The following is a 26,915-nucleotide window of genomic DNA, read 5'->3' on the forward strand; positions in this document are numbered from 1 at the left end:
TTATTCCCGGTGGTAAGGGTGGTTGGTTGTGACGCTCCAGGCGCGGTAGAGACTTTCCGCCATGACAATGCGAACCAGGGGGTGTGGCAGGGTAAGCGGTGACAGTGACCAGCTTTGCTCAGCCGCTGCCTTACAGGCAGGTGCAAGACCTTCCGGGCCGCCAATCAGGATGGATACGTCGCGCCCGTCAAGCTTCCAGCGATCGAGCTGGTCTGCAAGTTCGTGGGTATCCCAGCGTTTGCCTGGGATATCCAGTGTGACAATACGGTTTCCCTTTCCACAGGCAGCCATCATGGCATCGCCTTCTTTTTCAAGGATGCGGGCGATATCAGCGTTTTTGCCACGCTTGCCTGCAGGGATTTCAATCAGTTCGAGTGGCATGTCATGCGGGAAGCGGCGACGGTACTCCTCAAAACCCTGCTCAACCCATTTCGGCATCTTGGTGCCGACAGCAATCAGCTGTATTTTCATTCAATCAGGCCCAGAGTTTTTCAAGTTGGTACATGTCGCGTTGTTCCTGCTGCATGACATGGAAAATCACGTCACCAAGGTCAACCACAACCCATTCACCTTCACGCTCTCCTTCAGAGCCCCGGGTATCAACGTCGGCGGCACGTGCTTCATCCATGACGTGTTCAGCGATGGAAGCTACATGGCGCTTGGAGTTTCCGGTACAGACAACCATGTAATCAGTGATGCTGGATTTACCGCGTACATCGACAGTGACGATGTCTTCGGCTTTCATGTCATCGGCTTTGTCAGCGACGAAGAGGTGGAGTTGTTCTTGCAGCAAATGGAACCTCGTATTTACTTATCCCAGTAGGGAGATCTTAAGTCAGTTACGGTTTCAGTCAATGACTGTAGGGTGCGAATGACTAATTCTAACACCCCGCTGACGTCAGTTGTGAAGCGGATCAGTTTGTGGGTAAGACCGCCTGACCTGTACACAGTTCAATGACCAATGCCTGGAGAGCCGGCCACGGAGAAGTGTCGTAATCTGTTTTGACAGACACCTCAATTGCCGCAAGTTGGTGGATAAGGCCACCAAGGCGGGCAAGGGGCAGACGCTGCAGGGCAGACGCTGTTGGCTGGCGGCGGTTTTGCCAAACCCGGAACTGGTCGAACACTTTGGCGTGGGGGATGCCTGATACCGCCATTTCCTGCATTTTGTAAAGCTGGACCAGCTCTTTCTGGATAATGCGCAGTAGTATGGTGGCTTCAGTGCCTTCAGCTTCAAGCTGCCCCAGGATGCGGACAGCCCGCTTGCCTTGACCGGCAATGAAGGCGTCGACCAGCTGGAACGGTGTAAAGTGGTTGTGGCGTGACAGTGCTTCCTGGATACGCGGCAGTGTCAGTACACCATCCGGATAGAGCAACTGCAGCTTCAGGAGGCTCTGTGAGAGGGCAAGCAGGTTGCCTTCGTGCCATTGGGACAGCAACTGGATGGATTCACGGTCAGGCCTCAGGCCAAGTTTTTTGCACCGTGCATCCACAAAGCGTGGCAGGTGCTGCGGTTCCGGGGTATTACACGGTATGTACGTCCCCAACTTGTTGAACAGGGTAAACCATTGGGTTGACTCCTGCTTTTTGTTCAGTCGGGGGCCATCGATAACCAGCAGAATATCCGGGTTCAACTGTGGGGCCAGGGCTTTCAGTGCATTGGCCTGGTTGGTGTTCAGGCCGTTTTCACCGACAGTTAACTCAATAACCTGGCGGTTGGAGAATAGGCTCAGTGCCTGGCAGCAGTCGTACACCTGGTCCCAATCCAGCTGGGCGTCGATGTTAAAGCGGTGGATTTCGTCAAATCCCTGGGCTTTGGCAGCATGGCGGATTTGTTCTTTACTTTCCTGTTTGAGGAGCGGTTCGCTGCCAAAAAGCAGGTAACATCCCAGCAGCCCCTTTTCGAGGCTCTGGGAAAGCTGTTCCGGATAGATTCTCATGGCGTCTCTTTGTTGTCGCCTTGGGCATCCGTTGCCTTTTTGGCATCCGGGGTACGGGTTTTAACTTCGATCTTAGGCGAACCGTCAGTAACCGGCTGCTCTTTCAGTGCTTCTTCTGCCGCTTTGTTGGCTTCAAAGTCTTCAATATCGGCATTCAGACGGGCAAGCTGTCGCACTATTTGCTGGGCAGCCTCGTTGCGCATTTCTTCCACCAACATCTCCTGCTCAACCGACTTTGCCAGCGCGGTCAGGGGGTTATCGAGGAAATTGCGGCTTACTGTCGCTCTGAAGGTGTAGCTGCCTTTTTCCGGGATGGTAACCCGGTAGCTGGCAACATAGTTGAATTCCTGTTCAGCCACACGACTGTTCTGGTACAGCGAGAGGGTACGTTCACCCCAGCTTTCACCGGTCAGGTTGAGATTTGCCACAGTCGATCCCGGCGGTACGATTTTGATGTCATGCAGACGCAGGACTTCGTACATTTTGCGGGTGAGCTGGCTGTATTGGTCGAAACTGGTGAGAGAGAGGTTTTGAATTTCATCCGGCAGGTTGTAGCTGCCACGCAACTGGAAACCGCAAGAGGCGGTGGCCAGAACGGCCACCGCTACCAGCAGGGATCTCAGCATCAGTTTGATTGCTTTCACCACTGCTCCTGATGATTAGTTGGCAACGATGTTAAGCAGTTTGCCCGGTACGTAGATAACCTTGCGAACTGTCTTGCCATCGATGTTTTTAGCAATGTTTTCGTCCTGCATTGCTACTGCTTCTACCTGCTCTTGGGTTGCATCAGCAGCCACAGTCAGCTTGGCACGCAGTTTACCGTTTACCTGAACCACGATGAGCTTTTCATCTTCAACCATGGCGGCGTTGTCGGCTACAGGCCATACTGCACTGTCGATATCGCTTTCACCCAGCGCTTCCCACATTTCAAAGCTGACGTGTGGGGTGATAGGGGCCAGCATACGAACTACCGCTTTCAGGGCTTCGTCCATGATCGCGCGATCCTGGGCGGTTTCCTGAGACGCTTTTTGCAGACGGTTCATCAGCTCCATGATCGCAGCGATCGCGGTGTTGAAGGTCTGGCGGCGGCCAATATCATCAGTCACCTTGGCGATAGTCTTGTGGACTTCGCGGCGCAGTGCTTTCTGGTCACCGTTCAATGTTGCAGCGTCCAGGGCTTCAGTTGCACCTTTTGCCACGTGCTCGAATACCATGCGCCATACACGCTTCAGGAAGCGGTTGGCACCTTCTACGCCAGACTCCTGCCATTCCAGGGTCATGTCAGCAGGTGACGCGAACATCATGAACAGGCGGACGGTGTCAGCACCGTATTTTTCAACCATCAGCTGAGGGTCGATACCGTTGTTCTTGGACTTCGACATCTTGGTCATGCCTGCGTGAACCACTTCATGACCTTCGTTATCGACAGCCTTGGTAATACGGCCTTTGTCGTCACGCTCAACAGTTACGTCAGTTGGAGACACCCACTGGCGTACGTTGCTTTCGTCCAGGTAGTAGAACGCATCTGCCAGAACCATGCCCTGGCACAGCAGGCGCTTGAACGGCTCGTCACTCTGAACCATGCCTTCGTCACGCAGCAGTTTGTGGAAGAAGCGTGAGTACAACAGGTGCATACAAGCGTGTTCGATACCGCCGATGTACTGGTCTACAGGCAGCCAGTAGTTTGCAGCATCGCTGTCCAGCATTTCGTTGGCTTTTGGTGAGCAGTAACGTGCGTAGTACCAGCTTGATTCCATAAAGGTATCGAAAGTGTCGGTTTCACGCAGTGCAGGGCGGCCGTTGAATTCGGTCTCAGCCCAGCTCTTGTCGCTCTTGATTGGGCTCTGTACGCCATCCATTACCACATCTTCCGGCAGGATAACCGGCAGTTGGTCAGCAGGCACAGGTACTACTTCGCCGTCTTCAGTGGTCAGCATTGGGATTGGTGCGCCCCAGTAACGCTGTCGTGATACGCCCCAGTCACGCAGACGGAAGTTAACCGTCTTGTGGCCCTTACCTTCTTCTTCCAGCTTGGCAGCGATAGCGTTGAACGCGTCCTGGAACGCCAGGCCGTCAAACTCACCGGAATCGAACAGTACGCCTTTTTCGGTGTATGCCACTTCTGAAATATCCAGCTCGCTGCCGTCAGCAGGCTTGATAACCGGTACGATGTCCAGGCCGTACTTGGTAGCAAACTCGTAGTCGCGCTGGTCGTGTGCAGGAACAGCCATAACTGCACCTGTACCGTAATCCATCAGTACGAAGTTAGCGACCCAAACAGGTACTTTGCGGCCGTTAAGTGGATGGGTTACATAGAGGCCGGTAGCCATACCTTTCTTTTCCATGGTAGCCAGTTCAGCTTCGGCAACCTTGGTATTACGGCATTCCTGAATGAACTCAGCCAGCTCAGGATTGTTTTCTGCTGCCTGGGTCGCCAGAGGGTGACCGGCTGCAATACCCACATAAGTGACGCCCATCAGGGTGTCTGGGCGAGTGGTGTAAACAGTCAGCTTCTCGCCGTTTTCTACGTCGAAAGAGAGCTCAACACCTTCTGAACGGCCGATCCAGTTGCGCTGCATGGTCTTAACCATTTCAGGCCAGCCTTCCAGATTGTCGATGTCGCTCAGCAGCTCATCAGCATACTCAGTGATCCTAATGAACCACTGTGGGATCTCTTTTTGCTCAACCGGGGTGTCACAACGCCAGCAGCAGCCTTCGTGAACCTGCTCGTTAGCCAGTACGGTCTGGTCGTTCGGACACCAGTTAACGGAAGATGTCTTCTTGTATACCAGGCCTTTGTTGTACAGCTTGGTGAAGAACTCCTGCTCCCAGCGGTAATATTCAGGGGTACAGGTGGCGATTTCACGATCCCAGTCGTAACCGAGGCCCAGCATTTGCAACTGGCCCTTCATGTATTCGATGTTTTCGTATGTCCACTTGGCAGGCGCTGTCTTATTCTTGATTGCAGCGCCTTCTGCAGGCAGGCCGAATGCATCCCAACCAATTGGCTGCAGAACGTTTTTACCTTGCAGGCGCTGGAATCGGCTGATGACATCACCGATGGTGTAGTTGCGCACGTGGCCCATATGCAGGCGGCCACTTGGGTAAGGGAACATTGACAGGCAGTAGAACTTTTCCTTGTTTTCGTCTTCACTTACGTTAAAGGTGCCCTGGTCGCGCCAGTGCTTTTGAACTTTCTGTTCAATGTCCTGTGGGCGGTATTGTTCTTGCATTGATGACATCCGGGAAATTGTGAGATAGATGGAAATTGTTTTGTGATAATCGGCATAGAATAACGAAAGGGACAACCGTCAACAATAGCTTAAAGCAGAGGTGGTGTATGTCTGGTCAAAAACGCGAGTATCAGGTCATTGTCGACAGGATTTCTGAAGCACTCAAAAACAGCCCTGAAGAACTTCAGCGTTGGGTAGAGCTTTCAGAAAAATACCTGAATGCCGCGAGTGACATGACCAAGGACGAACTGGCTTTAATCGAAGCCTATTTTAAAAGGGATGTTCAGACGTTTGGTGAAGGATACCAAACAGCGAAGGATGGGGATGAAGTGGTTTCCGGCGCCTTTAAGGACCTGATTGCTGACAGTTTATGGCAGCAGTTAGCGGAAATTACGGACCGTACCCAGTTGGAGTGGCGTGAGGTGCTGGAAGATATCCATCACCACGGTGTATATCAGGCCGGGGAGGTTGTCGGGCTGGGTACACTGATTTGTGAGCAATGCGGAAACCGGGTTGAGCACAATCATGTAGGTATTGTTGAGCCGTGCGTAAAATGTGGCGGTACCCAGTTTGGCAGGAAACCGCTGGACCCTTGATAGGTTTCTGGCGGATAAGGTTCCTGCCAAAAAAATATAGATAGGTAAAGTAACGGCACCCTGGAGTGCCGTTTTTGCGTTATTGCTGCTCCGCAGCCGCTTTACTTTGCGGCTGTCGGCGGAAACAGGCGGCTATCAGGCTCAGCAGCAGTGCGAACCCGCTGAAGATATACAACGGCAGGCTGCCAAAACGCGCGTACGGCGTCAGGCCGCGTGTTGGCACGACATCCGTTCTCAATACAGCAGTCTCAAACTGCGGGATGGAAGCCTGAATCCGGCCATTGCTGCCGATCACGGCAGTAACGCCATTATTGGTCGCCCGGATAACCGGTTTGCCAAGCTCGAGTGCCCGCATCTGGGCGATTTCCAGGTGCTGTATCGGGCCAATTGAACGGCCGAACCAGGAATCATTCGAAAGCGTCAGGATAAAATCCGTGTCCTTGTGGGTATTCTTGCGAACCTGATCACTGAAGGCGATTTCGTAGCAAAGCGCTGTGCTTAACTTATGCCCCTTGGCGTCTAGGTTGGGCTGTTCGAACTTCCCTCGTGAGAATGACGACATTGGAAGGTTGAAGATAGGGGCTAACGGCCGCAACAGATCTTCAAATGGTACGAACTCTCCGAATGGCAGTAAGTGGTGCTTACTGTAAACCACTGCGCCAGGGTAGGTGTAGTCTTTGGCCCCGTTGTCACCCAGTACCATCACATTGTTGAAAAACTGTCCCTTGTCATTCTGGTCAAGGATGCCGGTAATCAGCGCCGTGTTATTGCGACGGGCAGCATTGTCCAGGTTTGACAGGAACGTTGGGATTTCACGCTCCAGCGCTGGTACAGCAGCTTCGGGCCACACAATGATGTCTGCATCCCAGTTTTGGCGGGTGAGATCGAAGTATTTCATCAGGGTAGGCCAGCGTTGGCTGGGCAGCCACTTTACCGCCTGTGGGATATTTCCCTGGATCAGGGCTACACTGGTTCGCAGGTCATTCTGCGGTGTCACCCAAGTTTGCTGCCCGGCCCAGTAAGTTGCGCCGCCGATAACAAGCGGGACGGCCAGCGCCCACCACTTACGTTGGAGAAGAAGCAGGGTCACTGCCCCGGCAACCATTGTGAGAGCCAGTGTAATGCCTTCTACGCCAAGTATCGGGGCAAGAGGGGCTAGTGGGCCTTCTGTCTGGCTGTAGCCAATCCAGAGCCACGGGAAGCCGGTAAACAGCCATCCGCGCAGCCAGTCTATGGCAAGCCACAGGGCCGGAGCCAAAAGCAGGTATCGTACAGCCGGAGTAATACGGGATGACAGGTTCAGCAGCCCGCTGAACAGTGCAGGGAACAGAGCCAGGTAACCTACCAGCAGGCACATCAGGCCTACGCTGGCCGGTTTTGGCAGCCCGCCGAAATTGTCTATGCTGACATGGACCCACCAGATCCCGGAGCCAAATTGCCCCAGTCCCCAGGCCAAACCAATCCATGCCGCTTTTTTCCAGCTTTGCCGGTGAAGCAACACAAAGAGGACACACACTGAAACCAGTGTGGCTGGCCACAACTTGTAAGGGGCAAATCCGAATGTGGATAGCGCGCCAACAAAAGCGGCCACTAAGGGCCGCTTTAAGGTATCGAATACTGCTTTTGGCATCAGGGTATTACGCCGTTTCCTGTATCGTTTTATCCGGAACAGTTACCTGTAGCTGGATCACCCGGCGGCTGTCTGCCGCGGTAACCTTGAAGTGGACACTTTCGATGTCTACTTCTTCACCACGGGCCGGAAGATGGCCGAAGCCGGTCATCACAATACCGCCGATGGTGTCTACTTCTTCATCGCTGAAGTTTGTGCCGAATTTTTCGTTGAAATCTTCGACAGTGGTCAGCGCTTTCACCGAGTAGGTGTGTTTGCTGAGCTGGCGGAAGTCCTGTTCGTTGTCTTCATCGTATTCGTCTTCGATTTCGCCAACGATTTCTTCCAGGATATCTTCAATGGTTACCAGGCCGGAAACACCGCCGAACTCGTCGACAACGATAGCCATATGGTAACGCTCTTCCTGGAATTCTTTAAGCAAGCGGTCAACCCGTTTGCTTTCAGGCACCACCACTGCAGGGCGAATGACTTTTTCAAAGCTGAAAGGCTCGGAGTCTGAACGCAGGTAGCGAAGCAGGTCCTTAGCCAACAAAATACCTTCAACGTGGTCCTTGTCATCGCTGATGACAGGGTAGCGGGAGTGTTGGGCATCGACCAGGATGTCAACAATCTCTTCCAGTGGCTGGCAGCGCTCGATGGTAACCATTTGGGAGCGAGGGATCATGATGTCACGTACCCGCATCTCAGCAATTTGAATCACGCCTTCGAGCATGTCGCGTGTTTCATGGTCAATCAATTCGTTTTCTTCAGAGCTCTGGAAAACGTCTACCAGTGCCTGGCGATCCTTTGGCTCGCCCTGGAACAGCTGTCCGATTCGGCCGAAAAAGCCCTTCCGACTCGGACCTTCAGTACTTTGCGAATTGTCGTCACTCATCAGTGTTTTTTACTCAACGTAGTTAGGGATAAATCTTGTACCAGTCAATAATGCCCAATGCAATTATTTGAATGGGTTTTAATTAAGCAAAGTCAGCAGCGTAGGGGTTCTCAAAACCCATACCTTCCATGATTTCCACCTCAAGGGCTTCCATCTCTTCTGCTTCATCGTCTTCAATATGGTCGTAACCCAGCAAATGCAAGCTGCCGTGCACGACCATGTGAGCCCAGTGGGCAAAAACAGGTTTTTTCTGCTCATCTGCTTCCCGTTCAACCACCTGACGGCAGATAACAAGGTCGCCCAGCAGATCCAGTTCTACACCCGGTGGGGCTTCAAACGGGAATGACAAAACGTTAGTTGGCTTGTCTTTTCCACGGTAGTCGCGGTTAAGGGACTGGCTCTCTTCTTCGTCTACAATACGGATTGTGACTTCCGCACTCTCACGGTAAGGCTTGACTGCAGCTTCGAACCAGTTTTGCAGCTGCTCTGCATCCGGCAGGCCGGCTTCATTTTCACAGGCCAGCTGCAGATCGATGATGTATTCCATCAGGATTCCTGTTCTTGTGGGTCAGAGATTGCCGCCCTGGCTGCCAGTTGTTCCTGCTGGCGGCGCTGTTGCGCTTCACGGCGGTCGCGGGCATCCTCGGTTTCCCACACTTCATAGGCCTGGATGATACGTGCAACCACTGGGTGGCGTACAACGTCATTGGCCTGGAAGAAGTTAAAGCTGATTTCCTCAACGTCTGCCAGTACTTCAATGGCATGGCGCAGGCCGGATTTGGTGTTGCGTGGCAGGTCAATCTGCGTCACGTCACCGGTAATCACTGCGCGGGAATTAAAGCCGATACGGGTCAGGAACATTTTCATTTGCTCCACCGTGGTGTTCTGGCTTTCGTCGAGGATGATAAAGGCGTCGTTAAGGGTACGGCCACGCATGTAAGCCAGCGGAGCCACTTCAATCACGTTGCGCTCAATCAGCTTTTCAACACGCTCAAAACCGAGCATCTCGAACAGGGCATCGTAAAGCGGTCGAAGGTACGGATCCACTTTCTGTGACAGATCACCTGGCAGGAAACCCAGTTTTTCACCCGCTTCCACCGCTGGGCGGGTCAGCAGGATACGACGGATTTCCTGACGTTCCAGAGCATCGACAGCGGCAGCAACGGCAAGGTAAGTCTTACCTGTACCAGCCGGGCCGACACCAAAGGTGATGTCGTGTGTCACCATGTTGGCGATGTACTGTGCCTGGTTCGGGGTACGTGGTTTGATCACCCCTTTCTTGGTCTTGATGTTGATTTCCTTACCGTACGGGATGGACGACTCGGTCGTCTGCTCCAGCACGCCGGATTCTTTGATCGCCAGGTGGATCATTTCCGGTTCGATGTCTTGCATCTTGCCGCGCACCGGGGCGGTTTCAACATAAAGAGCGGTAAGAATAGAAAGGGCAGCTTCTGCCGTATGTGGTTGTCCTACCACGGTAAAGTGGTTGCCACGGTAGTTGATTTCTACACCCAGGCGGCGTTCAAGTTGTTTGACGTTGTCATCAAATGGGCCACATAGGTTGGACAGGCGGAAGTTATCTGCGGGTTCGAGATCCAGTTCAAGCGTGGTGATTTTGTTCAATTCAATCCTCACTTACTCACGGTGCCCACTGTGGGCACCGCTAAGCAATTTTGAGTTACGTCTCTTACGGAGTATATACGCTAACGCCAAGTTCATCTTCTTTGCGTGTTTTCGCCATCAACTCTGAAGGAGACACGGCAATGCGCAGTTCCATTTCACTCTCTGTACGTACAATGACGCCTCGCAGGGAGTTTGGCAACGCTTCAACGATTTCTACGTCAACAAACTGGCCAATCAGTTCAGGTGAACCTTCGAAGTTCACAACGCGGTTGTTTTCAGTACGGCCACGAAGCTCCATCAGGTTTTTCTTGGATGGGCCTTCAACCAGTACGCGCTGAACGGTGCCATGCATCTGGCGAGAGTAGCGTTGAGCCTGAGTATTGATCTGTTGCTGAAGCTTGTACAGGCGTTCTTTCTTCTCTTCTTCCGGTGTTTCATCCGGCATGTCTGCAGCAGGTGTGCCAGGACGTGGAGAGAAGATAAAGCTGAAGCTCATATCGAAGTCGATATCGCGGATCAGTTTCATGGTTGCTTCGAAGTCTTCCTCGGTTTCACCTGGGAAACCTACGATGAAGTCGGAGCTGATATGAATATCCGGACGGGCGGCACGCAGTTTGCGGATCTTGGACTTGTACTCGATCGCGGTATGCGGGCGCTTCATCATGGTCAGGACGCGGTCTGAACCGCTCTGCACCGGCAGGTGCAGGAAGCTCACCAGTTCAGGGGTGTCCTTGTAGACTTCAATGATGTCGTCAGTAAATTCGATTGGGTGGCTGGTGGTGTAGCGGATACGGTCGATGCCGTCGATAGCCGCCACGTAACGCAGCAGTTCTGCGAATGAGCAGATTTCGCCGTCGTGGGTTTCGCCACGGTAAGCATTTACGTTCTGGCCCAGCAGGTTAACTTCACGCACGCCCTGGTCAGCCAACTGTGCAATTTCAAACAGTACGTCATCCAGCGGACGGCTGACTTCCTCACCGCGGGTGTAAGGAACCACGCAGTAAGTGCAGTACTTTGAGCAGCCTTCCATAATGGATACGTAGGCAGTCGGGCCTTCAGCGCGAGGCTCAGGCAGACGGTCGAATTTCTCAATCTCAGGGAAAGAGATGTCCATCACCGGCATTTCATCATCGCGTGACTTGGCGATCATTTCCGGCAGGCGGTGCAGGGTTTGCGGACCAAAGATCACGTCCACATATGGCGCACGTTCACGAATGTGGTCGCCTTCCTGAGAGGCTACGCAGCCGCCAACACCGATAACCAGATCAGGCTTTTTGTCTTTCAGCGTCTTCCAGCGACCAAGCTGGTGAAACACTTTTTCCTGTGCTTTTTCACGGATGGAACAGGTGTTCAGCAGAAGGACATCCGCTTCTTCCGGTTCTTCGGTGAGCTCATAACCACCATTGGCGTTGAGCAGGTCTGCCATCTTGGATGAATCGTATTCGTTCATCTGGCAGCCCCAGGTTTTGATAAGCAGTTTCTTAGCCATGTAACTTGGTGCCCATATGTGATTTTTGGTACGACAATGCTTTCGCAATGACCAGTTGGCGCGTGAATATTTGCATACAAATGCGGATTATACGGCCTTACTGATCAGCAAGCCGCGTATTTTACTGCTTTCGATTTGTCCATGCCAGCGAATTACAGCCGTGCTTGAGGTAGGGTTTTTGTGTCGACAGCCGGATTATGCGCTAAATCCGGGTCGATTTCTCTGTTCCGGGCGGTAGAATGAGTCGGTACTTCAGAGAGATATGATGATGGAACAGTTTGACGCAATAGTGGTTGGCGGTGGCATGGTCGGTGCCGCTGTTGCCCTTGGCCTTGCCCGTCAGGGGCGGGAAGTGGCACTTGTAGAACGTGAAACCCCAAAGGCTTATGATGCAGAAGATCCTATGGATCTCCGCGTCTCCGCCATTTCACCGGCATCCATTAACCTTCTCGACGATCTGGGAGCATGGGAAACCATTCGGGAGACACGAGTTTGCCCTTACCGCCGCCTTGAAACCTGGGACAACCCGGATTGTCGCCTGCGTTTCTCCTGTGATGAGCTGGGTAAGGATGAACTTGGTTACATCATCGAAAACCGCCTGATCCAACTTGGCATCTGGCAGCAGTTTAACAGCCAGGCCACGCTGAAGGTGTTTGCCCCCGCGGTGATAGACCATTTTGGTAAAGAAGGGAGCACCCACCGCGTACACCTTGCCGACGGAAAGGTACTGGCGTCGCCGCTGCTCATTGGGGCAGACGGTGCCAACTCACGGGTGCGTGATTATGCCGGTATCGGCCTCACTGCCTGGGATTACCGCCAGCACTGTATGCTCATCAACATTGATACCGAATATCCCCAGCAGGACATTACCTGGCAATGGTTTACCCCCGACGGCCCTCGCTCCTTCCTGCCGCTGCACGGGTACCATGGATCACTGGTGTGGTATGACAGCCCGGCACGTATCCGTCAGCTCTCGGCCATGTCCAATACCCAACTGGAAGCTGAAATTGACGCCCATTTTCCCCATGAGATGGGGCCGTTCAGGGTAACCGGGAAAGGCAGTTTCCCTCTGGTTCGCCGCCACGCCCAGCAATACAGCAATGATGGCGTCATTATCGTTGGTGATGCTGCCCATACCATCAATCCCCTGGCCGGTCAGGGGGTGAACCTTGGCTTCAAGGATGTGGCAGTGTTGGTGGATGTGCTTTCAGGTGAGGGTATAAAAGACGTTGATGGCGCTGCCAAACGGTATGAATTGCGCCGACGTCCCGACAACCTCTTAATGCAAGGTGGTATGGATGTGTTCTACAAGACGTTCAGCAACTCCCTGGCACCATTGAATGTATTACGAAATGTCGGCCTCAAGGTGGCGGAAAACAGCAGCCTGTTGAAAAAGCAGGTACTTAAATATGCGATGGGGCTGTAAGCCCCATCCCGGTCACGTTCCGCAAAAAGTTCTCAGTACCCGCTCTTTCGGTTGAGGGGGGACTAATAAATCCCGGTTCTGTTCACTGACTGCATAAGGGTTGCGAAGGGCTTCGGCAAGCCTGCGGAAAAGTGTTAGGTCGTCTTTCTCCATGGCCTCACTGATTGCCTGTTCAACCTGGTGGTTGCGGGCGATGAGCTTGGGGTTGGCTTTGCGCATTGCGGCAATAGCAGATGAACTTTTGCTGCGAAGGGATTGCCATTTTGCCAGCCAGTTGGGGCCAGCCCCGGTTTGGGTAAACAGTGAAAGCCATTCTTCTTCTGACTTGTTCCCGATTTCACCTGATGCCACTTCCGTCAACAGGTCAAAAAACAGGGTGAAGTCGATTTCTTCCGCTTCCAGCAATGGCAGTACTGAATCAAGGAAGTCATCTGTTTCTGGTGTTTCATCCACGATACCGAGTTTTGCTTTCAGCCCGCTCCGGAAAGCATGCTGGAAGCGGGGAATATAGGCATCGACCTGTTCTTGCGCTATGGCGACGGCATTCTGGCTGTCTTCATCAATCAGCTCCAGCAGTGTTTCTGCCAGACGCTGCAGGTTCCAGTAGCCAACGGCGGCCTGTTGGTTCCATGCGTAACGCCCGGCCGCATCGATGGAACTGAACACCTTGCCGGATTTGAATTCATCCATAAAGGCACAGGGACCAAAGTCAATGCTCTCACCGACAATGGACATGTTATCCGTATTCATCACGCCATGGATAAAGCCGCTCAGCATCCACTTTACGATAAGTGATGCCTGTCGCTGTCCCACCTCATGCAGAAATGCAGCGTAGCGGTCATTTCGGTCTTTCAATGCAGGGAAATGGTGTTCAATTGCAAAATCAGCCAGTGCCTGGACGCCGTCTTTCCCGAGCCGGGAATGCGCGTACTGAAAAGAGCCGACACGGAGGTGGCTGGTGGCAGTCCGTACCTGGATGGCGCCGGGAACATGGCGGAAATCACGGATTATCTGCTCACCCGTTGTCAGCAAAGCCAGTGTTCGGGTTGTCGGGATACCCAGGCCTGCCATTGCTTCACTGATGAGGTATTCCCGGATCACGGCACCCAAGGTTGCCTTGCCGTCACCGCCGCGTGAAAACGGAGTGCGGCCGGAGCCTTTCAGCTGAATATCAACAAAACGGCCATCGGCTGTCGCCAGTTGCCCCAGCATATGTGCCCGGCCATCACCCAGTACTGGAGCCCAGTGCCCAAACTGGTGGCCAGAATATGCCATCGCCAGAGGGGATGCTCCTTGGTATTCGTGATTCCCGGAAAGAAAGCCGATGCCGTCTTCGGAGTGAAACCACGCTTCGCTCACGCCATAACTTTCCAGCAGCGGTGTGTTCAGTTCGACAAGTGCAGGAGAGGTCGGCTGAGAGGGAGGCATAGGAATATAGAACCCTTCCGGCAGATTTGAATAGATTTGGAGTGTTACCGGGTTGGAGAGGTTAGCTGACAACGTTTCTTCCTTTAGCAGAGGCAAATCCTTAACCGACTATAGCAACCGTCGTTCAGGGAGGCTAATTGGAAGCATGTCTTGTTTTGATAGGGAGGGACTCTTTTTTTTGATAGGGGAACAAAAGGTGTTCATGGCTGTTCCCCAGAAACGTAAAAAGCCCACTGAAAAGTGAGCTTTGTCGTTTGCCTCAAAAGAGGTGGTGCGGGGGGAGGGACTTGAACCCTCACGTCCGTTAGGACACTAACACCTGAAGCTAGCGCGTCTACCAATTCCGCCACCGCCGCATCGTCAAATTGTGTGGTTACCGTGTAACCTATCAAAGCACCAAATCAAGTCTTTGATATGGTGGCTACGCCCTGATTTGAACAGGGGACCCCATCATTATGAGTGATGTGCTCTAACCAGCTGAGCTACGTAGCCATCGTGTTTCTGTCATGCTAAGGAATCAGCACATCAGAAGAAAGTGGCTGGGGTACCAGGATTCGAACCTGGGAATGGCGGGATCAAAACCCGCTGCCTTACCGCTTGGCGATACCCCAGTAGTTTGGTGCGGGGGGAGGGACTTGAACCCTCACGTCCGTTAGGACACTAACACCTGAAGCTAGCGCGTCTACCAATTCCGCCACCGCCGCATACCGAGAACAGCGTCGTTTTTAAGGATAACGAAAAACCTTTTTTTCTTAACCAGCAGCTTGGTGCGGGGGGAGGGACTTGAACCCTCACGTCCGTTAGGACACTAACACCTGAAGCTAGCGCGTCTACCAATTCCGCCACCGCCGCAGTTTGCTGGATAAGCATTCGTTTTTAAGGAACGAGAACCTTGTTGTCAATCTGGTGTTTGGTGCGGGGGGAGGGACTTGAACCCTCACGTCCGTTAAGACACTAACACCTGAAGCTAGCGCGTCTACCAATTCCGCCACCGCCGCATTACCAGATTGTTGCAGTTTTAATGTGTCCGCTCACATCACCTGAAGAGAAAGCTGCCCATGAATTGGTGCGGGGGGAGGGACTTGAACCCTCACGTCCGTTAGGACACTAACACCTGAAGCTAGCGCGTCTACCAATTCCGCCACCGCCGCATTCTTGGTGGCTACGCCCTGATTTGAACAGGGGACCCCATCATTATGAGTGATGTGCTCTAACCAGCTGAGCTACGTAGCCATTTGCTTTCCCTCTGAGAAGTTGCCTCCCCGTCGGTGCGGAGCGAATTATGCTGATATGGCACCATGCCGTCAACGGTTTTTTTTGCAAAAATCGCGGATTTTTTCCGTTTGCTGCGAAAGTGCGCGAACGGGTGTCGAATGAGGCAAAAACTGATGTTTGTCTAATCAGGCTAAAGAGCATGTTTTTATGTGGAAGGCTGGCAAACCCGAGGTGGCAAGGAGGTGAAAAAGGATTTCAGGTGGAGGAATTTATGCTGAGGGACAAAAAAGCCGGTGCGCTGGCACCGGCTTTGTCGATAAAAGTACCGATTTTTATACGTTGAAGCGGAAGTGAATAACGTCGCCGTCTTTAACGATATATTCTTTACCTTCCAGACGCCATTTACCGGCATCTTTTGCACCCGCTTCACCTTTGAAGTTGATGAAATCTTCGTAGCCGATAACTTCAGCGCGGATGAAACCTTTTTCGAAGTCAGTGTGGATCTTACCTGCAGCCTGTGGCGCAGTTGAACCTACGTTAACTGTCCATGCACGTACTTCCTTCACACCAGCGGTAAAGTAAGTTTGAAGCTCCAGCAGCTCGTAACCTGCACGGATAACACGGTTCAGGCCAGGTTCGTCCAGACCCATTTCTTCCAGGAACACTTCAGCTTCTTCAGCATCCAGTTCTGCAATTTCACCTTCGATCTCGGCACACACGGCAACGACAGAAGCACCCTCTGCTTCGGCGATTTCGCGTACGCGATCCAGGTATGGGTTATTTTCGAAGCCGTCATCGTTAACGTTAGCGATGTACATGGTTGGCTTCATGGTCAGGAAGTTCAGGTAAGAAACCGCTGCTTTTTCTTCTTTTGTCAGCTCAACAGCGCGCAGCATGTTGCCTTCTTCCAGGTGTGGAAGCAGTTTTTCCAGTACTTCGATTTCGAACTTAGCGTCTTTGTCGCCGCCTTTAGCTCGCTTTGCCTGGCGCTGAATGGCACGCTCACAGGTATCCAGGTCAGCAAGTGCCAGCTCAGTGTTGATAACTTCGATGTCATCTGCTGGATCAACTTTGCCTGCGACGTGGATGATGTTGTCGTTTTCGAAACAACGGACAACGTGGCCAATGGCGTCGGTTTCACGGATGTTTGCCAGGAACTTGTTACCCAGGCCTTCACCTTTAGATGCACCGGCAACCAGGCCGGCGATGTCTACGAATTCCATAGTGGTAGGCAGGACGCGTTGCGGCTTAACGATTTCTGACAGAGCATCAAGACGCAGGTCTGGCACAGGAACAACACCAGTGTTTGGCTCAATGGTACAGAAAGGGAAGTTCGCAGCTTCAATGCCCGCTTTGGTCAGCGCGTTAAACAACGTTGATTTACCGACGTTGGGCAGGCCAACGATACCGCATTTAAAACCCATGTGTTGGAAACCCCTATGGTTGAACTAGTCTGCTTTGTAGGTGTGCAGGCGATTTTGTGCTTTCGCCAGTCCGTCGGTGAACAGGATGTCGAGACATCTCACGGCTTCATCCACGGCACCATCAATATTAGCCTGCTCTGCAGCAGGTGCTTTGGTCAGCACGAATCCGGCGACCTTTTCTTTGCTTCCTGGGTGGCCTATGCCAACCCGAAGGCGATAAAACTCCTTGTTGTTGCCCATCTTGGCAATAATGTCACGCAGGCCATTATGACCGCCGTGACCACCGCCTTTTTTGAAGCGGGCAACGCCCGGGGGCAGGTCGAGCTCATCATGAGCGACCAGGATTTCCTCCGGGGCAATCTGGTAGAAACGGGCAAGGGCTGCCACCGCTTTACCGGAAAGGTTCATAAATGTTGTTGGAATAAGCAGCCGGACATCCTGACCACCAATGGTAAGGCGACCGGTAAAGCCAAAATATTTGCTGTCTTCCCTTAGCGAGATATTGTGGCGGCGGGCCAGCTCTTCGACGACCCAGGCTCCCGCATTGTGGCGGGTTTTTGCGTATTCCGGGCCAGGGTTAGCCAGGCCAACGATCAATCGAATGTTGTTAGTCACGTTGCTTCTCGACGTTTTAGCGCACAAGCATTTTTACGCTGATAAACAAAACCCTGCAGCTTTGTTTGCTCCATTTAACGTCTGTCCGATAAATTTCGGCGTGCGTATGCTGTCGTTACAGAGCGCGTATGCTATCAATTTTCAAAGCGCGTATGCTAGCACCATCACAGGATTCCCGCCAAATTTTACCCAACCGTCAACATGGCATGGGAACTTCCTAGGCAGGATTTTCGAAAAACAACGCCCCGCATGAGCGGGGCGTTGGTGAAGCGAATAACTGAATGTCTAACGAATTAGTTGAACATTGCAGAGATTGATTCTTCGTTGCTGATGCGGCGGATAGCTTCAGCCAGCATTCCTGACAGGGTCAGTTGGCTTACTTTGCCGGTTGCCTGCATTTCAGGTTTCAGCGGGATAGAGTCAGTAACGATCACTTCATCGATAACAGACTCTTGGATATTTTTCGCAGCATCGCCAGAGAATACAGCGTGAGTTGCGTAAGCGTATACGCGCTTGGCACCACGTGCTTTCAGAGCTTCAGCGGCTTTACACAGTGTGCCACCGGTGTCGATCATGTCGTCAACGATTACACAGTCACGGCCTTCTACGTCACCGATCAGGTGCATTACCTGGGAAACGTTGGCGCGAGGACGGCGCTTGTCGATGATGGCGATGTCAGTGTCATCCAGCAGTTTGGCAGTTGCACGGGCACGTACAACGCCACCGATATCCGGAGAAACAACAACTGGATCTTCAAGACCACGGGCCAGCATATCTTCCAGCAGAACAGGGGTACCAAAGATGTTGTCTACTGGGACATCGAAGAAGCCTTGGATCTGTTCAGCGTGCAGGTCAACAGTCAAAACGCGGTCTACACCAACGTTAGACAGGAAATCAGCAACAACTTTAGCAGTGATTGGCACACGGGCTGAACGGACTCGGCGGTCCTGGCGGGCGTAGCCGAAGTAAGGGATAACGGCGGTAATACGACCTGCAGAAGCACGGCGGAGGGCGTCAATCATTACCACCAGTTCCATCAGATTGTCATTAGTTGGAGCACAGGTGGATTGAACAACGAAAACATCACTACCACGAACGTTTTCGTTAATCTGAACGTTTACTTCACCATCAGAAAAACGATTGACTGTAGCGTCGCCCAAAGACATGTAAAGACGATTAGCAATACGTTGGGCAAGAACCGGCGTTGCGTTACCAGCAAACAGCTTCATATCAGGCACGGGAAAACCTCAGGGTTGCATCCAGTTATAGTTAACTAACTCTTAGTTTAGTGCATCCAGCGCGTCCAGCAGCGGAGAGCGTTTGACTCCTTTTGCAACAAAACCTTCGAGCCAGTTGGGTAAAATGTCGCGGATTTTCTGGGCTTGCTGCTGTGTATCGAACTCCGCGAACACACATGCACCGGTCCCAGTCAACCTTGACGGCGCGTATTCTAACAGCCACGAAAGTGCCTTATCAACCTCGGGATACAACCTTCTTACTACCTTTTCGCAATCGTTTTCGTAATTCTTGCTCAGTAACACATCAAGTGAGTGTTTAGGTGTATCCCTTGTCAGGTCTTTGTGACCAAAAATATGGGCGGTGGAGATGTGAGCATCCGGTTTGGCTACCAAATACCATTTTTCTTCAAGATCAAGCTGTTGCAGTTTCTCTCCAACACCTTCAGCGAAGGCTGCTGTGCCGCGGATAAACACAGGTACATCAGCACCAAGCTTTACTCCGATATCAGCGAGTTGATCTTCTGTCAGCCCGGTTTCCCATAAGGCATTCAGGGCAACCAGAACGGTCGCTGCGTTGGATGAACCGCCGCCAATGCCGCCACCCATTGGAAGGACTTTATCAATACCAATGGTCGCGCCACAGGGACAGCCGGTGGCATTTTTCAGGGCTATAGCGGCTTTGTAAATCAGGTTGTCTTCCTGCGCAACACCTGCCATTTCCGGTTCAATACTTACTTTTCCGGATTCATTAGCCGTAACAGAGAGCGTGTCACCATGATCGAGGATCTGGAATAGGGTCTGCAGCTCGTGGTAGCCATCTTCACGGCGACCGTTGATGTAAAGGAACAGGTTAAGTTTGGCCGGAGAGGGCCAGAGTGTGGTCTCTGTTGTCAGCATATTCTGCAAATCTCATTATGCCGGGGCGAGCGGAGTTGCCCCGGTGTTTTAATTATCAGCGGATAATTGTCCAGTCAGATACCGCCAGTTTTACCCTCTGCTGGCCATCTGACAGGGTCATCTGGGAAGGCAGTGCTGGTTTGCTTGCTGCGTCATAACGGCTGTAGTCTACGTTCCAACGGCCATAGTTGAGGCTTTTCAGCCTGTGGTCTGTGCCCAGGACATAATCTTCGTTCTGGTTTGGCAGGCCAATAAGCCAGTCTGGCAGCTCGGCGACAGGTAACATAAAGCCGGTCAACCGGGCGAGCAGCAAGTCAGCGTTTTCGCCTCGGTATTCATTGCCGTCATTGTCGATAACCCGTGCACCCCGGTCATCAATATTCATCGTCAGGAGGGTTGCACCAAGGAAGTTGGTCAGGCGAAGGGAAATATCGCCATTGTTTTCTTCCCACACAAAATTGGCAGAAAATCGTTCCTGTGGGCTGATAAATGCCACTTTGCCTTTCGCTTTCACATGAGTGATGGCTTCCAGCGCATTCCGGTGCAGATCCCAATCGGTAGCAGGTGGTGGAGTGGGGGTTGCACAGCCGGTAACAACGGTTGCCACAATGATGGCCAGAATCCACTGACGCAGGTTGAAATACGGGAAAGGGTGGCGTTTTAACATTCGGTTAAAGTCTGTACCGGAAATCATGGAAGCATTATAGCGGGGTTCGGCAGGGCCAATGCAATGGGAAAGACAAAAGTTGTTCAAGGTAATGCCATGTTTTTACAGCCACTGGGCCGGCTTTTTTCAGAATATTCCGCTTATTATGCGGGGTTGGCGGGCAGACCGATCTTTTTTTAAAGGTGCCCATCAAGTAGAATTCTCCCCTTAGTCTTAAAATGGTGTCAGCGGTAACCTTATCTAATGAGCTTGCTTGTTCTCGGAATCAATCACAAAACGGCTTCCGTCGACCTGAGGGAAAAAGTTGCGTTTTCTCCGGAGAAACTGCGCCTCGCTCTCAATGAGCTTGGGCAGATGCCGGATGTAAATAGCAGTGTGATCCTTTCGACCTGTAACCGTACCGAGATCTACTGTGACCTCAAGCATGCGGGAACAGGCGTATTAGTCGACTGGTTGACCCAATTTCACCAACTGGATAGCGAGCAGTTAATCTCCAGCCTCTACTTCCACGAAGAGCAGGCATCCGTAAAGCATTTAATGCGAGTGGCCTGTGGCCTGGACTCTCTGGTATTGGGAGAACCCCAAATCCTCGGCCAGGTAAAGCAGTCATACGGGGATGCCAATGAAGCCGGCGCTCTGGGTGGCGCCATGGAGAAACTGTTCCAGAAAACTTTTGCAGTCGCAAAGCGAGTGCGCACCGAGACCGACATTGGTGGCAATGCGGTGTCCGTGGCCTTCGCAGCCTGCACACTGGCAAGGCAGATATTTGAATCTCTGTCAGATGCTACTACGCTGCTTGTGGGGGCAGGGGAAACGATTGAGCTCGTTGCCCGTCACCTTCATGAGCATGGCTGTAAGAAACTGATCGTTGCAAACCGTACCCGCGAGCGTGCCCAGGCACTGGCCGGGGAATTCGGTGGAGTGGCCATAGGCCTGGAAGAAATCCCAATGCACCTCCATGAAGCCGATATTGTGATCAGTTCCACCGCCGCGCCTTTGCCGATTATCGGAAAGGGTATGGTGGAAACAGCGCTGAAAACCCGTCGTTATCAGCCAATGCTGCTGGTAGATATTGCGGTTCCCCGCGATATTGAAGAGCAGGTTGGTGAACTCAATGATGCTTACTTGTATACGGTCGATGACCTGCAGGGCATTGTTGAGCGAAACCGTGAACAGAGAAAACTGGCCGCGATTGAAGCGGAATCCATTGTCAGCGAGGAAAGTGCGTCTTTCATGAGCTGGCTGCGTTCTCTGGAAGCGGTTGACAGCATCAAACAGTATCGACAGGATGCCGATACAATCCGCGATGAATTGCTGGCCCGAAGCCTTCAGTCACTTGAAAGCGGTGCTGACCCACAACAGGTTATCACTGAGTTGAGCCGCCGACTGACCAACCGGTTAATTCACGCCCCGACCCAGGCGATGCAGCAGGCTGCCCATAATGGCGAGCCGGAAAAACTGGCTGTAATGCGTCAGTGCCTTGGGCTTGAAACGTCTAAATAAGCCGACAGAGCAACCATGAAACCATCAATTCTTGCCAAGTTAGAGGCGCTTTGTGAGCGCCATGAAGAAGTTCAGCACCTGCTGGGTGATCCATCTGTAATCAGTGATCAGGACCGCTTCCGTACCCTTTCCAAGGAATACTCCCAGTTGGAAGAGATCACCAAGTGTTTCCGTGCTTACCGCCAGGCTGAAGAGGACGTGGTAACTGCCCGTGAGATGGCAGAAGAAGATGATCCGGAACTGGCTGAAATGGCGCAGGAAGAACTGAAACTGGCTCAAGAGCAGGTAGAAACCCTGTCCCAGGAGCTCCAGGTTCTGCTTCTGCCAAAAGATCCTAACGACGACCGCAACTGCTTCCTTGAAATCCGTGCCGGTGCGGGCGGTGACGAGGCGGCCATCTTTGCCGGTGACCTGTTCCGTATGTACAGCCGCTTTGCTGAAACACAGCGTTGGCGCGTTGAAATTGTCAGTGCCAACGTCGGTGAGCATGGTGGATACAAAGAAGTGATTGCTCGTGTTGCTGGTGAAGGTGCCTACGGCCGCCTGAAGTTTGAGTCCGGCGGTCACCGCGTACAGCGTGTACCGGCAACCGAATCACAGGGCCGTATCCATACTTCCGCCTGTACTGTGGCCATTCTGCCTGAAGTACCGGAAGCAGAAATCCCGGATATCAACCCGTCAGACCTGAAAATTGATACCTTCCGTTCATCCGGCGCCGGTGGTCAGCACGTTAACACCACAGACTCTGCAATCCGAATTACCCACCTGCCAACCGGCCTGGTGGTGGAATGTCAGGACGAACGTTCACAGCACAAGAACAAAGCCAAGGCGATGTCTGTACTGGCTGCCCGTTTAATCAAGGCAGAAGAAGAGAAGCGCCACGCTGCGGAAGCGGATACCCGCCGCAACCTGCTTGGTTCCGGTGACCGCTCTGACCGAATCCGTACCTACAACTACCCGCAGGGCCGAGTGTCCGATCACCGCATCAACCTGACCGTGTACAAGCTGGATGATGTTATCGAGGGTGATCTGGAATGCCTTATCAGTCCGATTATCCATGAGCATCAGGCAGACCAGCTGGCAGCACTAGCCGAAAGTGCATCATGATCAGCATTGAAAATGCGTTAACACTGGCAGTTTCCCGACTGGAAACTGCCGGCTCCCCATCTGCCAAGATGGATGCTTCAGTACTGCTTTGCCATATCCTTGATAAGCCATCCAGCTACCTGTTTACCTGGCCCGAGCGTGAACTGACGCCTGCGCAGGAAGTTGAGCTGGAAAAGTGCCTGATTCGCCGTGAAAACGGCGAACCAGTCGCCTATATTACCGGTGAACGAGAGTTTTGGTCTTTACCGCTCAAGGTGGCAAGCAGCACCCTGATCCCCCGACCGGATACCGAGCGGCTGGTAGAACTGGCACTGGATAAAATCACGCCAGATACCAAGGCGGTACTTGATCTGGGTACAGGAACCGGGGCAATTGCTCTTGCCATTGCCAGTGAGTGTCCCCATATTCAGGTCACAGGCGTTGACCGCATGGAAGGAGCGGTTTCGCTGGCGTCCGAAAATGGGACACAGCTTGGCATCAAAAATGCTCGTTTTTTGCTCAGTCATTGGTTTGACGCGCTTACCGAATGCGCACCGTTTGATATGATTGTGAGCAATCCTCCATATATTGATGCTGAAGATCCCCACCTGTCACAGGGTGATGTTCGTTTTGAGCCCTCTTCAGCACTGGTAGCAGCGGAAAACGGACTGGCAGATATCCGGCATATTTGCCAACACGCACAACGTCATCTGGTTGACGGTGGTTGGCTGATGTTTGAGCACGGTTGTGACCAAGGTGCAGCCGTGCGGCAGATTTTTTCCGATACCGGATACAGTGACATAAAAACAGAGACGGATTATGCCGGCCTTGATCGGGTAACACTGGGAAGATGTCCGGGCTAAGGAACTTTTAGGGAACTGCGTTATGTATATGGCTTTGAAACACACTCACATGCTGGCAATACTGCTGAGTGTGACCCTGTTTATCGTTCGTTTTTTCTGGGTGATGCGCGGAAGTGACATGATGCAGAAAAAGTGGGTGAAAGTGGTACCGCATATTATCGATACCGTTCTTTTGGGTACCGGTGTGGCACTGATTTTTGTAACCGGTTTTTATCCGTTTACACCGGCTGGCCTGTGGCTGACCGAAAAACTGACCTGCGTTCTGGCATATATCGCACTGGGCTTTGTGGCCCTGCACTACAGCCGGGGCGCACTGTTTAGAACCTTTGCATTCCTTGGTGCTTTGGGGTGGGTTTATGCTGCGGCAAGCCTGGCTATTCACAAAGTACCGCAATTTCTGGGGTAAACCATGTGGCACCTAACTGACCAGGATCTGGACAATATGACATTGGTGGAGGGGGGCGTAATGCTTAATGCATTTGTTGACCCATCCGCACCGGTCGCGTCAGTCATGGAAGAGCTTGAAGCAATGGCTGAGGAGCTTGAGAGTTCTCTTGCTGCTGAACCGGACGAGCGCCTGAGATTTGACGGCCTACTGCGTATTTTCTACCGACAGTGGCACTTTCGCGGTGATGCGGAGCAGTTCTTCTCTTCCGAAAATGCCTTTATTAATAAAGTGCTTGAGCAGCGTAAGGGGATTCCGATCACGCTGGGTGCCATTTTGATGTACTTTGCAGACCGTCTGTCACTTCCGATTTCTCCGGTCGCTTTTCCGACGCAATTGGTTTTACGTGCGGATTGGAGTGACGGCGAGGTGGCTTTTTATAACCCTTTTGACGGTGAGCGTGTATCAACCCGGACCCTTGAAGGATGGATCATCGGCCAGAGTGGCCCATTGGCCCGCCTCGAGCAGTCAAACCTGTTGCCTACCGACAATGCAACCCTGGTAGGGCGTTGGTTATCCGTGATTAAGAGTGCCTTACTGCGTGAAGAAGAGTACAACCTCGCACTTCGCTGTAGTGAGATGGCTCTGACATTTGACCCGGATAACCCATACGAAATCCGTGATCGTGGCTATATTTACCAGCAACTTGATTGTGACTGGGTAGCCGCGTCCGATTACGAATACTTTATCGAGCAGTGCCCGGATGACCCGGCTTCAGAACTGCTTAAGCTTCAGGTCAGGGCGCTGACCGAGGCTCAACCAATCCTCCATTAATGGTAGATGCACCTATGACTGAACAAAAAAATGTCCGTGTTGGCAACATTGACGTCGCTAACGACAAGCCGTTTGTCCTGTTTGCCGGTATGAACGTACTGGAATCCCGTGATATGGCGATGAAGGTTTGCGAACACTACGTTGAAGTCACCAACAAACTGGGTATCCCATACGTATTCAAGGCTTCTTTCGACAAGGCAAACCGCTCTTCCGTGCATTCATACCGAGGCCCGGGTTTGGAAGAAGGTATGAAAATCTTCCAGGAACTGAAAGACACTTTCGGTGTGAAAGTGATTACTGATGTTCACGAAATCGCCCAATGCCAGCCGGTTGCCGAAGTAGCAGATGTGATTCAGCTCCCTGCATTCCTGGCGCGCCAGACTGACCTGGTTGAAGCAATGGCGAAAACCGGTGCCGTTATCAACGTGAAGAAACCTCAGTTCATGAGCCCTGGTCAGGTTGGCAATATCGTCGAGAAGTTCGCAGAATGCGGCAATGAAAACGTGATCCTGTGTGAGCGCGGAGCCTGCCATGGTTACGACAACCTGGTCGTTGATATGCTGGGCTTCGGCGTGATGAAGAAGGCGTCTAACGGCAGCCCTATCATTTTTGACGTTACCCACTCACTGCAATGCCGTGACCCGTTTGGTGCTGCGTCAGGTGGCCGTCGTGACCAGACTGTTGACCTGGCTCGTGCCGGTCTGGGTACCAAGATTGCCGGTCTTTTCATCGAAGCGCACCCAACACCGGATTCAGCGCGTTGTGACGGTCCTTCTGCACTGCCGCTGGACAAGCTGGAGCCGTTCCTGAAGCAGATGAAGGCACTGGACGATCTGGTTAAAAGTTTCGAAGAAATTGATATCCGTTAATCCGGGTTTATTCTTGAAAAACGCCGACAGTTATTTGTCGGCGTTTTTTTATTCAGCAATCAGGACGTCCACACCCTGGGCTTTCAGCCCTTCCAGGTAAGAGTCTGGTATCCGGCTGTCAGTCACCAGGCGGTGGATCTTTCCTGTTTCCAGAATTTTGTGAAGGCTGAGTTTGCCGAATTTGCTTGAATCGGTCACCACAATTATCTCTTCGGCGGCTTCGCACATGCGGCGGTTAAGACGCGCTTCTTCTTCACGGTGGGTGGTTATACCCCGAGTGAGGTGGAATCCGTCAACCCCCAGGAACAACTTGTTGAAATGAAAGCTGTCCAGCGCGCTCTCAGCCACGGGCCCTCCCATAGAGAGGGATTTTCGCCTCAACTGCCCACCCGCAATAATCAGGTCCACACCTTCAGCGTCTGCCAGTGCATTTGCGACATTGAAACCTGTTGTCAGCACAGTGAGGTTCTGCCTGTTAGTAAGTTGCTCTGCAATGTGGAAGGTGGTTGTTCCTGAGTCCAGAATGACGGCTTCATTCTCTTTAATGAGTGAAGCGGCAATCCGTGCGATTTTATCTTTAAGCTCATTGTGCTGACGGGATTTGTCAGATATTGCGCGCTCTTTAAGGTCGGGGCTGTTGAAATAGGCGCCGCCATAGGCCCTTGTCGCCAGGCCCTGCTCTTCAAAAAAAGCCAAATCATTACGAATGGTCACCATAGAGACATTAAATTTCTGCGCAAGATCTGAAACCTGAACGCTGCCTTCTTGTTTTAACATCTTTAAGGTTTTTTCCCGACGCTGGCTTGTACTGATCATCATAGGTGCCAGTCCCTTCTTAAATTGGGTAATCAATAAATTGCTGGTAAGCAAAGGGTAAATAAATTGTTTTCCTTTTGGTTTGCTTTGGTAGCTTACTCTTATTGCCTTGCGGCCTGCAAATTTTGCTCTTTTTTCTCTTAATTAATTTTGTTTCATTTCCATTTGTTTCAAATATTAGCGATTAACTAAATTACTTTTCGTTAGGTTTTCTTTTCTCATTTTGTGACTTTCCTTTGGTTTCTTTTTGATTGTGTTTTTTAA

General features: G+C 52.2%; 26 protein-coding genes and 8 tRNA genes. 9 read left to right on the forward strand and 25 right to left on the reverse strand.

The genetic code is table 11. The annotated features are described in order from the left end of the window. The 5 genes from rlmH to leuS all read right to left on the reverse strand — a co-directional run bounded on the left by rlmH (window position 1) and on the right by leuS (window position 5,173). Window positions 1-471, reverse strand: coding sequence for a 23S rRNA (pseudouridine(1915)-N(3))-methyltransferase RlmH (rlmH, locus tag NF212_RS04695; protein WP_434359291.1), 471 nt, complete (start codon window positions 469-471; stop codon window positions 1-3). 4 nt (window positions 472-475) lie between these two features. Further along, entirely contained in the window at window positions 476-793 is a 318-nt protein-coding gene (gene rsfS / locus NF212_RS04700; RefSeq protein WP_434359293.1) for a ribosome silencing factor, read from the reverse strand. Between the two features lie 121 nt (window positions 794-914). Continuing rightward, complete coding sequence (gene holA / locus NF212_RS04705) at window positions 915-1,940, reverse strand: DNA polymerase III subunit delta (protein ID WP_434359295.1); 1,026 nt, start codon at window positions 1,938-1,940, stop codon at window positions 915-917. Then, window positions 1,937-2,584: an LPS assembly lipoprotein LptE gene (lptE, locus tag NF212_RS04710; protein ID WP_434359297.1), complete on the reverse strand. Its 648-nt coding sequence runs from the start codon at window positions 2,582-2,584 to the stop codon at window positions 1,937-1,939. Before lptE ends, holA begins: the two co-directional genes overlap by 4 nt. 15 nt (window positions 2,585-2,599) lie before the next feature. After that, window positions 2,600-5,173, reverse strand: a complete 2,574-nt coding sequence (gene leuS / locus NF212_RS04715; protein WP_434359299.1) for a leucine--tRNA ligase — start codon at window positions 5,171-5,173, stop codon at window positions 2,600-2,602. A gap of 107 nt (window positions 5,174-5,280) precedes the next feature. Between leuS and NF212_RS04720 the strand changes: the two genes are divergently transcribed. Beyond that, window positions 5,281-5,769 (forward strand): zinc ribbon-containing protein, encoded by a 489-nt coding sequence (locus tag NF212_RS04720; RefSeq protein ID WP_434359301.1) that lies wholly within the window; start codon window positions 5,281-5,283, stop codon window positions 5,767-5,769. A 79-nt stretch (window positions 5,770-5,848) separates the two neighbouring features. On the opposite strand, the gene lnt is transcribed toward NF212_RS04720, so the two are convergent. The 5 genes from lnt to miaB all read right to left on the reverse strand — a co-directional run bounded on the left by lnt (window position 5,849) and on the right by miaB (window position 11,385). Beyond that, window positions 5,849-7,399 carry an apolipoprotein N-acyltransferase gene (lnt, locus tag NF212_RS04725; RefSeq protein ID WP_434359303.1) on the reverse strand — a complete coding sequence of 517 codons (1,551 nt, stop codon included), beginning with the start codon at window positions 7,397-7,399 and terminating at the stop codon, window positions 5,849-5,851. A gap of 7 nt (window positions 7,400-7,406) precedes the next feature. Continuing rightward, on the reverse strand, window positions 7,407-8,273 hold the full coding sequence (corC, locus tag NF212_RS04730) for a CNNM family magnesium/cobalt transport protein CorC (protein ID WP_434359305.1): 867 nt from the start codon (window positions 8,271-8,273) through the stop codon (window positions 7,407-7,409). 82 nt (window positions 8,274-8,355) lie between these two features. Continuing rightward, a complete protein-coding gene (gene ybeY / locus NF212_RS04735; protein ID WP_434359307.1) occupies window positions 8,356-8,820 on the reverse strand; it encodes an rRNA maturation RNase YbeY in 465 nt (154 codons plus the stop codon). Continuing rightward, window positions 8,820-9,896, reverse strand: a complete 1,077-nt coding sequence (locus NF212_RS04740; protein ID WP_434359309.1) for a PhoH family protein — start codon at window positions 9,894-9,896, stop codon at window positions 8,820-8,822. Before NF212_RS04740 ends, ybeY begins: the two co-directional genes overlap by 1 nt. Window positions 9,897-9,960: 64 nt before the next feature. Next, entirely contained in the window at window positions 9,961-11,385 is a 1,425-nt protein-coding gene (gene miaB / locus NF212_RS04745; protein WP_434359311.1) for a tRNA (N6-isopentenyl adenosine(37)-C2)-methylthiotransferase MiaB, read from the reverse strand. A gap of 268 nt (window positions 11,386-11,653) precedes the next feature. Between miaB and NF212_RS04750 the strand changes: the two genes are divergently transcribed. After that, window positions 11,654-12,811: a 2-octaprenyl-3-methyl-6-methoxy-1,4-benzoquinol hydroxylase gene (locus tag NF212_RS04750; protein WP_434360827.1), complete on the forward strand. Its 1,158-nt coding sequence runs from the start codon at window positions 11,654-11,656 to the stop codon at window positions 12,809-12,811. Window positions 12,812-12,823: 12 nt separating this feature from the next. Here NF212_RS04750 and NF212_RS04755 read toward each other — a convergent pair whose 3' ends face one another. The 9 genes from NF212_RS04755 to NF212_RS04795 form a co-directional block, all read right to left on the reverse strand. Then, the gene (locus tag NF212_RS04755; RefSeq protein ID WP_434359313.1) at window positions 12,824-14,311 is read right to left on the reverse strand and encodes a protein adenylyltransferase SelO; all 1,488 of its coding nucleotides are present in this window, start codon (window positions 14,309-14,311) and stop codon (window positions 12,824-12,826) included. 197 nt (window positions 14,312-14,508) lie between these two features. Then, a tRNA-Leu gene (locus NF212_RS04760) sits at window positions 14,509-14,595 on the reverse strand. 59 nt (window positions 14,596-14,654) lie between these two features. Further along, window positions 14,655-14,731, reverse strand: a tRNA-Met gene (locus NF212_RS04765). Between the two features lie 44 nt (window positions 14,732-14,775). Then, window positions 14,776-14,850 (reverse strand) — tRNA-Gln (locus tag NF212_RS04770). A gap of 6 nt (window positions 14,851-14,856) precedes the next feature. Then, window positions 14,857-14,943: transfer RNA gene (locus tag NF212_RS04775), tRNA-Leu, on the reverse strand. A 61-nt stretch (window positions 14,944-15,004) separates the two neighbouring features. After that, window positions 15,005-15,091 (reverse strand) — tRNA-Leu (locus NF212_RS04780). A 59-nt stretch (window positions 15,092-15,150) separates the two neighbouring features. Beyond that, window positions 15,151-15,237: transfer RNA gene (locus NF212_RS04785), tRNA-Leu, on the reverse strand. Window positions 15,238-15,303: 66 nt separating this feature from the next. Beyond that, a tRNA-Leu gene (locus NF212_RS04790) sits at window positions 15,304-15,390 on the reverse strand. 5 nt (window positions 15,391-15,395) lie between these two features. Next, window positions 15,396-15,472 (reverse strand) — tRNA-Met (locus tag NF212_RS04795). Window positions 15,473-15,521: 49 nt separating this feature from the next. Between NF212_RS04795 and NF212_RS04800 the strand changes: the two genes are divergently transcribed. Beyond that, window positions 15,522-15,797, forward strand: a complete 276-nt coding sequence (locus NF212_RS04800; protein ID WP_434359315.1) for a hypothetical protein — start codon at window positions 15,522-15,524, stop codon at window positions 15,795-15,797. Here NF212_RS04800 and ychF read toward each other — a convergent pair. The 5 genes from ychF to lolB form a co-directional block, all read right to left on the reverse strand. Then, window positions 15,787-16,878, reverse strand: coding sequence for a redox-regulated ATPase YchF (gene ychF / locus NF212_RS04805; protein ID WP_054676055.1), 1,092 nt, complete (start codon window positions 16,876-16,878; stop codon window positions 15,787-15,789). The two genes, NF212_RS04800 and ychF, sit on opposite strands and share 11 nt — an antisense overlap. 24 nt (window positions 16,879-16,902) lie before the next feature. After that, window positions 16,903-17,493: an aminoacyl-tRNA hydrolase gene (gene pth, locus NF212_RS04810; RefSeq protein ID WP_434359318.1), complete on the reverse strand. Its 591-nt coding sequence runs from the start codon at window positions 17,491-17,493 to the stop codon at window positions 16,903-16,905. Between the two features lie 293 nt (window positions 17,494-17,786). Further along, window positions 17,787-18,731: a ribose-phosphate pyrophosphokinase gene (locus tag NF212_RS04815; protein WP_434359320.1), complete on the reverse strand. Its 945-nt coding sequence runs from the start codon at window positions 18,729-18,731 to the stop codon at window positions 17,787-17,789. Between the two features lie 42 nt (window positions 18,732-18,773). Then, on the reverse strand, window positions 18,774-19,628 hold the full coding sequence (ispE, locus tag NF212_RS04820) for a 4-(cytidine 5'-diphospho)-2-C-methyl-D-erythritol kinase (RefSeq protein ID WP_434359322.1): 855 nt from the start codon (window positions 19,626-19,628) through the stop codon (window positions 18,774-18,776). Window positions 19,629-19,683: 55 nt separating this feature from the next. Next, the gene (gene lolB / locus NF212_RS04825; RefSeq protein WP_434359324.1) at window positions 19,684-20,382 is read right to left on the reverse strand and encodes a lipoprotein insertase outer membrane protein LolB; all 699 of its coding nucleotides are present in this window, start codon (window positions 20,380-20,382) and stop codon (window positions 19,684-19,686) included. A 156-nt stretch (window positions 20,383-20,538) separates the two neighbouring features. On the opposite strand from lolB, the gene hemA reads away from it, so the two are divergent. From hemA to kdsA, 6 genes are read left to right on the forward strand one after another with little or no spacing between them, the layout of a single operon-like run. Continuing rightward, complete coding sequence (hemA, locus tag NF212_RS04830; protein WP_434359326.1) at window positions 20,539-21,798, forward strand: glutamyl-tRNA reductase; 1,260 nt, start codon at window positions 20,539-20,541, stop codon at window positions 21,796-21,798. Window positions 21,799-21,813: 15 nt separating this feature from the next. Beyond that, entirely contained in the window at window positions 21,814-22,905 is a 1,092-nt protein-coding gene (gene prfA, locus NF212_RS04835; protein ID WP_434359328.1) for a peptide chain release factor 1, read from the forward strand. Further along, window positions 22,899-23,747: a peptide chain release factor N(5)-glutamine methyltransferase gene (gene prmC / locus NF212_RS04840; protein WP_434360828.1), complete on the forward strand. Its 849-nt coding sequence runs from the start codon at window positions 22,899-22,901 to the stop codon at window positions 23,745-23,747. The genes prfA and prmC overlap by 7 nt, the downstream gene beginning before the upstream one ends. Before the next feature lie 22 nt (window positions 23,748-23,769). Continuing rightward, entirely contained in the window at window positions 23,770-24,153 is a 384-nt protein-coding gene (locus NF212_RS04845) for a SirB2 family protein (RefSeq protein WP_434359330.1), read from the forward strand. Between the two features lie 3 nt (window positions 24,154-24,156). Continuing rightward, window positions 24,157-24,966, forward strand: a complete 810-nt coding sequence (locus NF212_RS04850; RefSeq protein WP_434359332.1) for a SirB1 family protein — start codon at window positions 24,157-24,159, stop codon at window positions 24,964-24,966. A 14-nt stretch (window positions 24,967-24,980) separates the two neighbouring features. Continuing rightward, a complete protein-coding gene (gene kdsA, locus NF212_RS04855; RefSeq protein WP_434359334.1) occupies window positions 24,981-25,835 on the forward strand; it encodes a 3-deoxy-8-phosphooctulonate synthase in 855 nt (284 codons plus the stop codon). 48 nt (window positions 25,836-25,883) lie between these two features. Here the strand turns inward: kdsA and agaR are convergent, their stop codons facing one another. Continuing rightward, complete coding sequence (gene agaR, locus NF212_RS04860; RefSeq protein WP_434359336.1) at window positions 25,884-26,654, reverse strand: transcriptional repressor AgaR; 771 nt, start codon at window positions 26,652-26,654, stop codon at window positions 25,884-25,886. Between the last annotated feature and the right edge of the window lie 261 nt (window positions 26,655-26,915).

This window comes from Parasalinivibrio latis, assembly GCF_036825535.1.
Classification (GTDB): domain Bacteria; phylum Pseudomonadota; class Gammaproteobacteria; order Enterobacterales; family Vibrionaceae; genus Parasalinivibrio; species Parasalinivibrio latis.

Coding starts and splice junctions, on each gene's coding strand:
- rlmH (WP_434359291.1), bottom strand. CDS start 471: ATGAAAATACAGCTGATTGCTGTCGGCACCAAGATGCCGAAATGGGTT.
- holA (WP_434359295.1), bottom strand. CDS start 1,940: ATGAGAATCTATCCGGAACAGCTTTCCCAGAGCCTCGAAAAGGGGCTG.
- leuS (WP_434359299.1), bottom strand. CDS start 5,173: ATGCAAGAACAATACCGCCCACAGGACATTGAACAGAAAGTTCAAAAG.
- NF212_RS04720 (WP_434359301.1), top strand. CDS start 5,281: ATGTCTGGTCAAAAACGCGAGTATCAGGTCATTGTCGACAGGATTTCT.
- lnt (WP_434359303.1), bottom strand. CDS start 7,399: ATGCCAAAAGCAGTATTCGATACCTTAAAGCGGCCCTTAGTGGCCGCT.
- corC (WP_434359305.1), bottom strand. CDS start 8,273: ATGAGTGACGACAATTCGCAAAGTACTGAAGGTCCGAGTCGGAAGGGC.
- ybeY (WP_434359307.1), bottom strand. CDS start 8,820: ATGGAATACATCATCGATCTGCAGCTGGCCTGTGAAAATGAAGCCGGC.
- miaB (WP_434359311.1), bottom strand. CDS start 11,385: ATGGCTAAGAAACTGCTTATCAAAACCTGGGGCTGCCAGATGAACGAA.
- NF212_RS04750 (WP_434360827.1), top strand. CDS start 11,654: ATGGAACAGTTTGACGCAATAGTGGTTGGCGGTGGCATGGTCGGTGCC.
- NF212_RS04800 (WP_434359315.1), top strand. CDS start 15,522: ATGCTGATATGGCACCATGCCGTCAACGGTTTTTTTTGCAAAAATCGC.
- ychF (WP_054676055.1), bottom strand. CDS start 16,878: ATGGGTTTTAAATGCGGTATCGTTGGCCTGCCCAACGTCGGTAAATCA.
- ispE (WP_434359322.1), bottom strand. CDS start 19,628: ATGCTGACAACAGAGACCACACTCTGGCCCTCTCCGGCCAAACTTAAC.
- hemA (WP_434359326.1), top strand. CDS start 20,539: ATGAGCTTGCTTGTTCTCGGAATCAATCACAAAACGGCTTCCGTCGAC.
- prfA (WP_434359328.1), top strand. CDS start 21,814: ATGAAACCATCAATTCTTGCCAAGTTAGAGGCGCTTTGTGAGCGCCAT.
- NF212_RS04845 (WP_434359330.1), top strand. CDS start 23,770: ATGTATATGGCTTTGAAACACACTCACATGCTGGCAATACTGCTGAGT.
- NF212_RS04850 (WP_434359332.1), top strand. CDS start 24,157: ATGTGGCACCTAACTGACCAGGATCTGGACAATATGACATTGGTGGAG.
- kdsA (WP_434359334.1), top strand. CDS start 24,981: ATGACTGAACAAAAAAATGTCCGTGTTGGCAACATTGACGTCGCTAAC.
- agaR (WP_434359336.1), bottom strand. CDS start 26,654: ATGATGATCAGTACAAGCCAGCGTCGGGAAAAAACCTTAAAGATGTTA.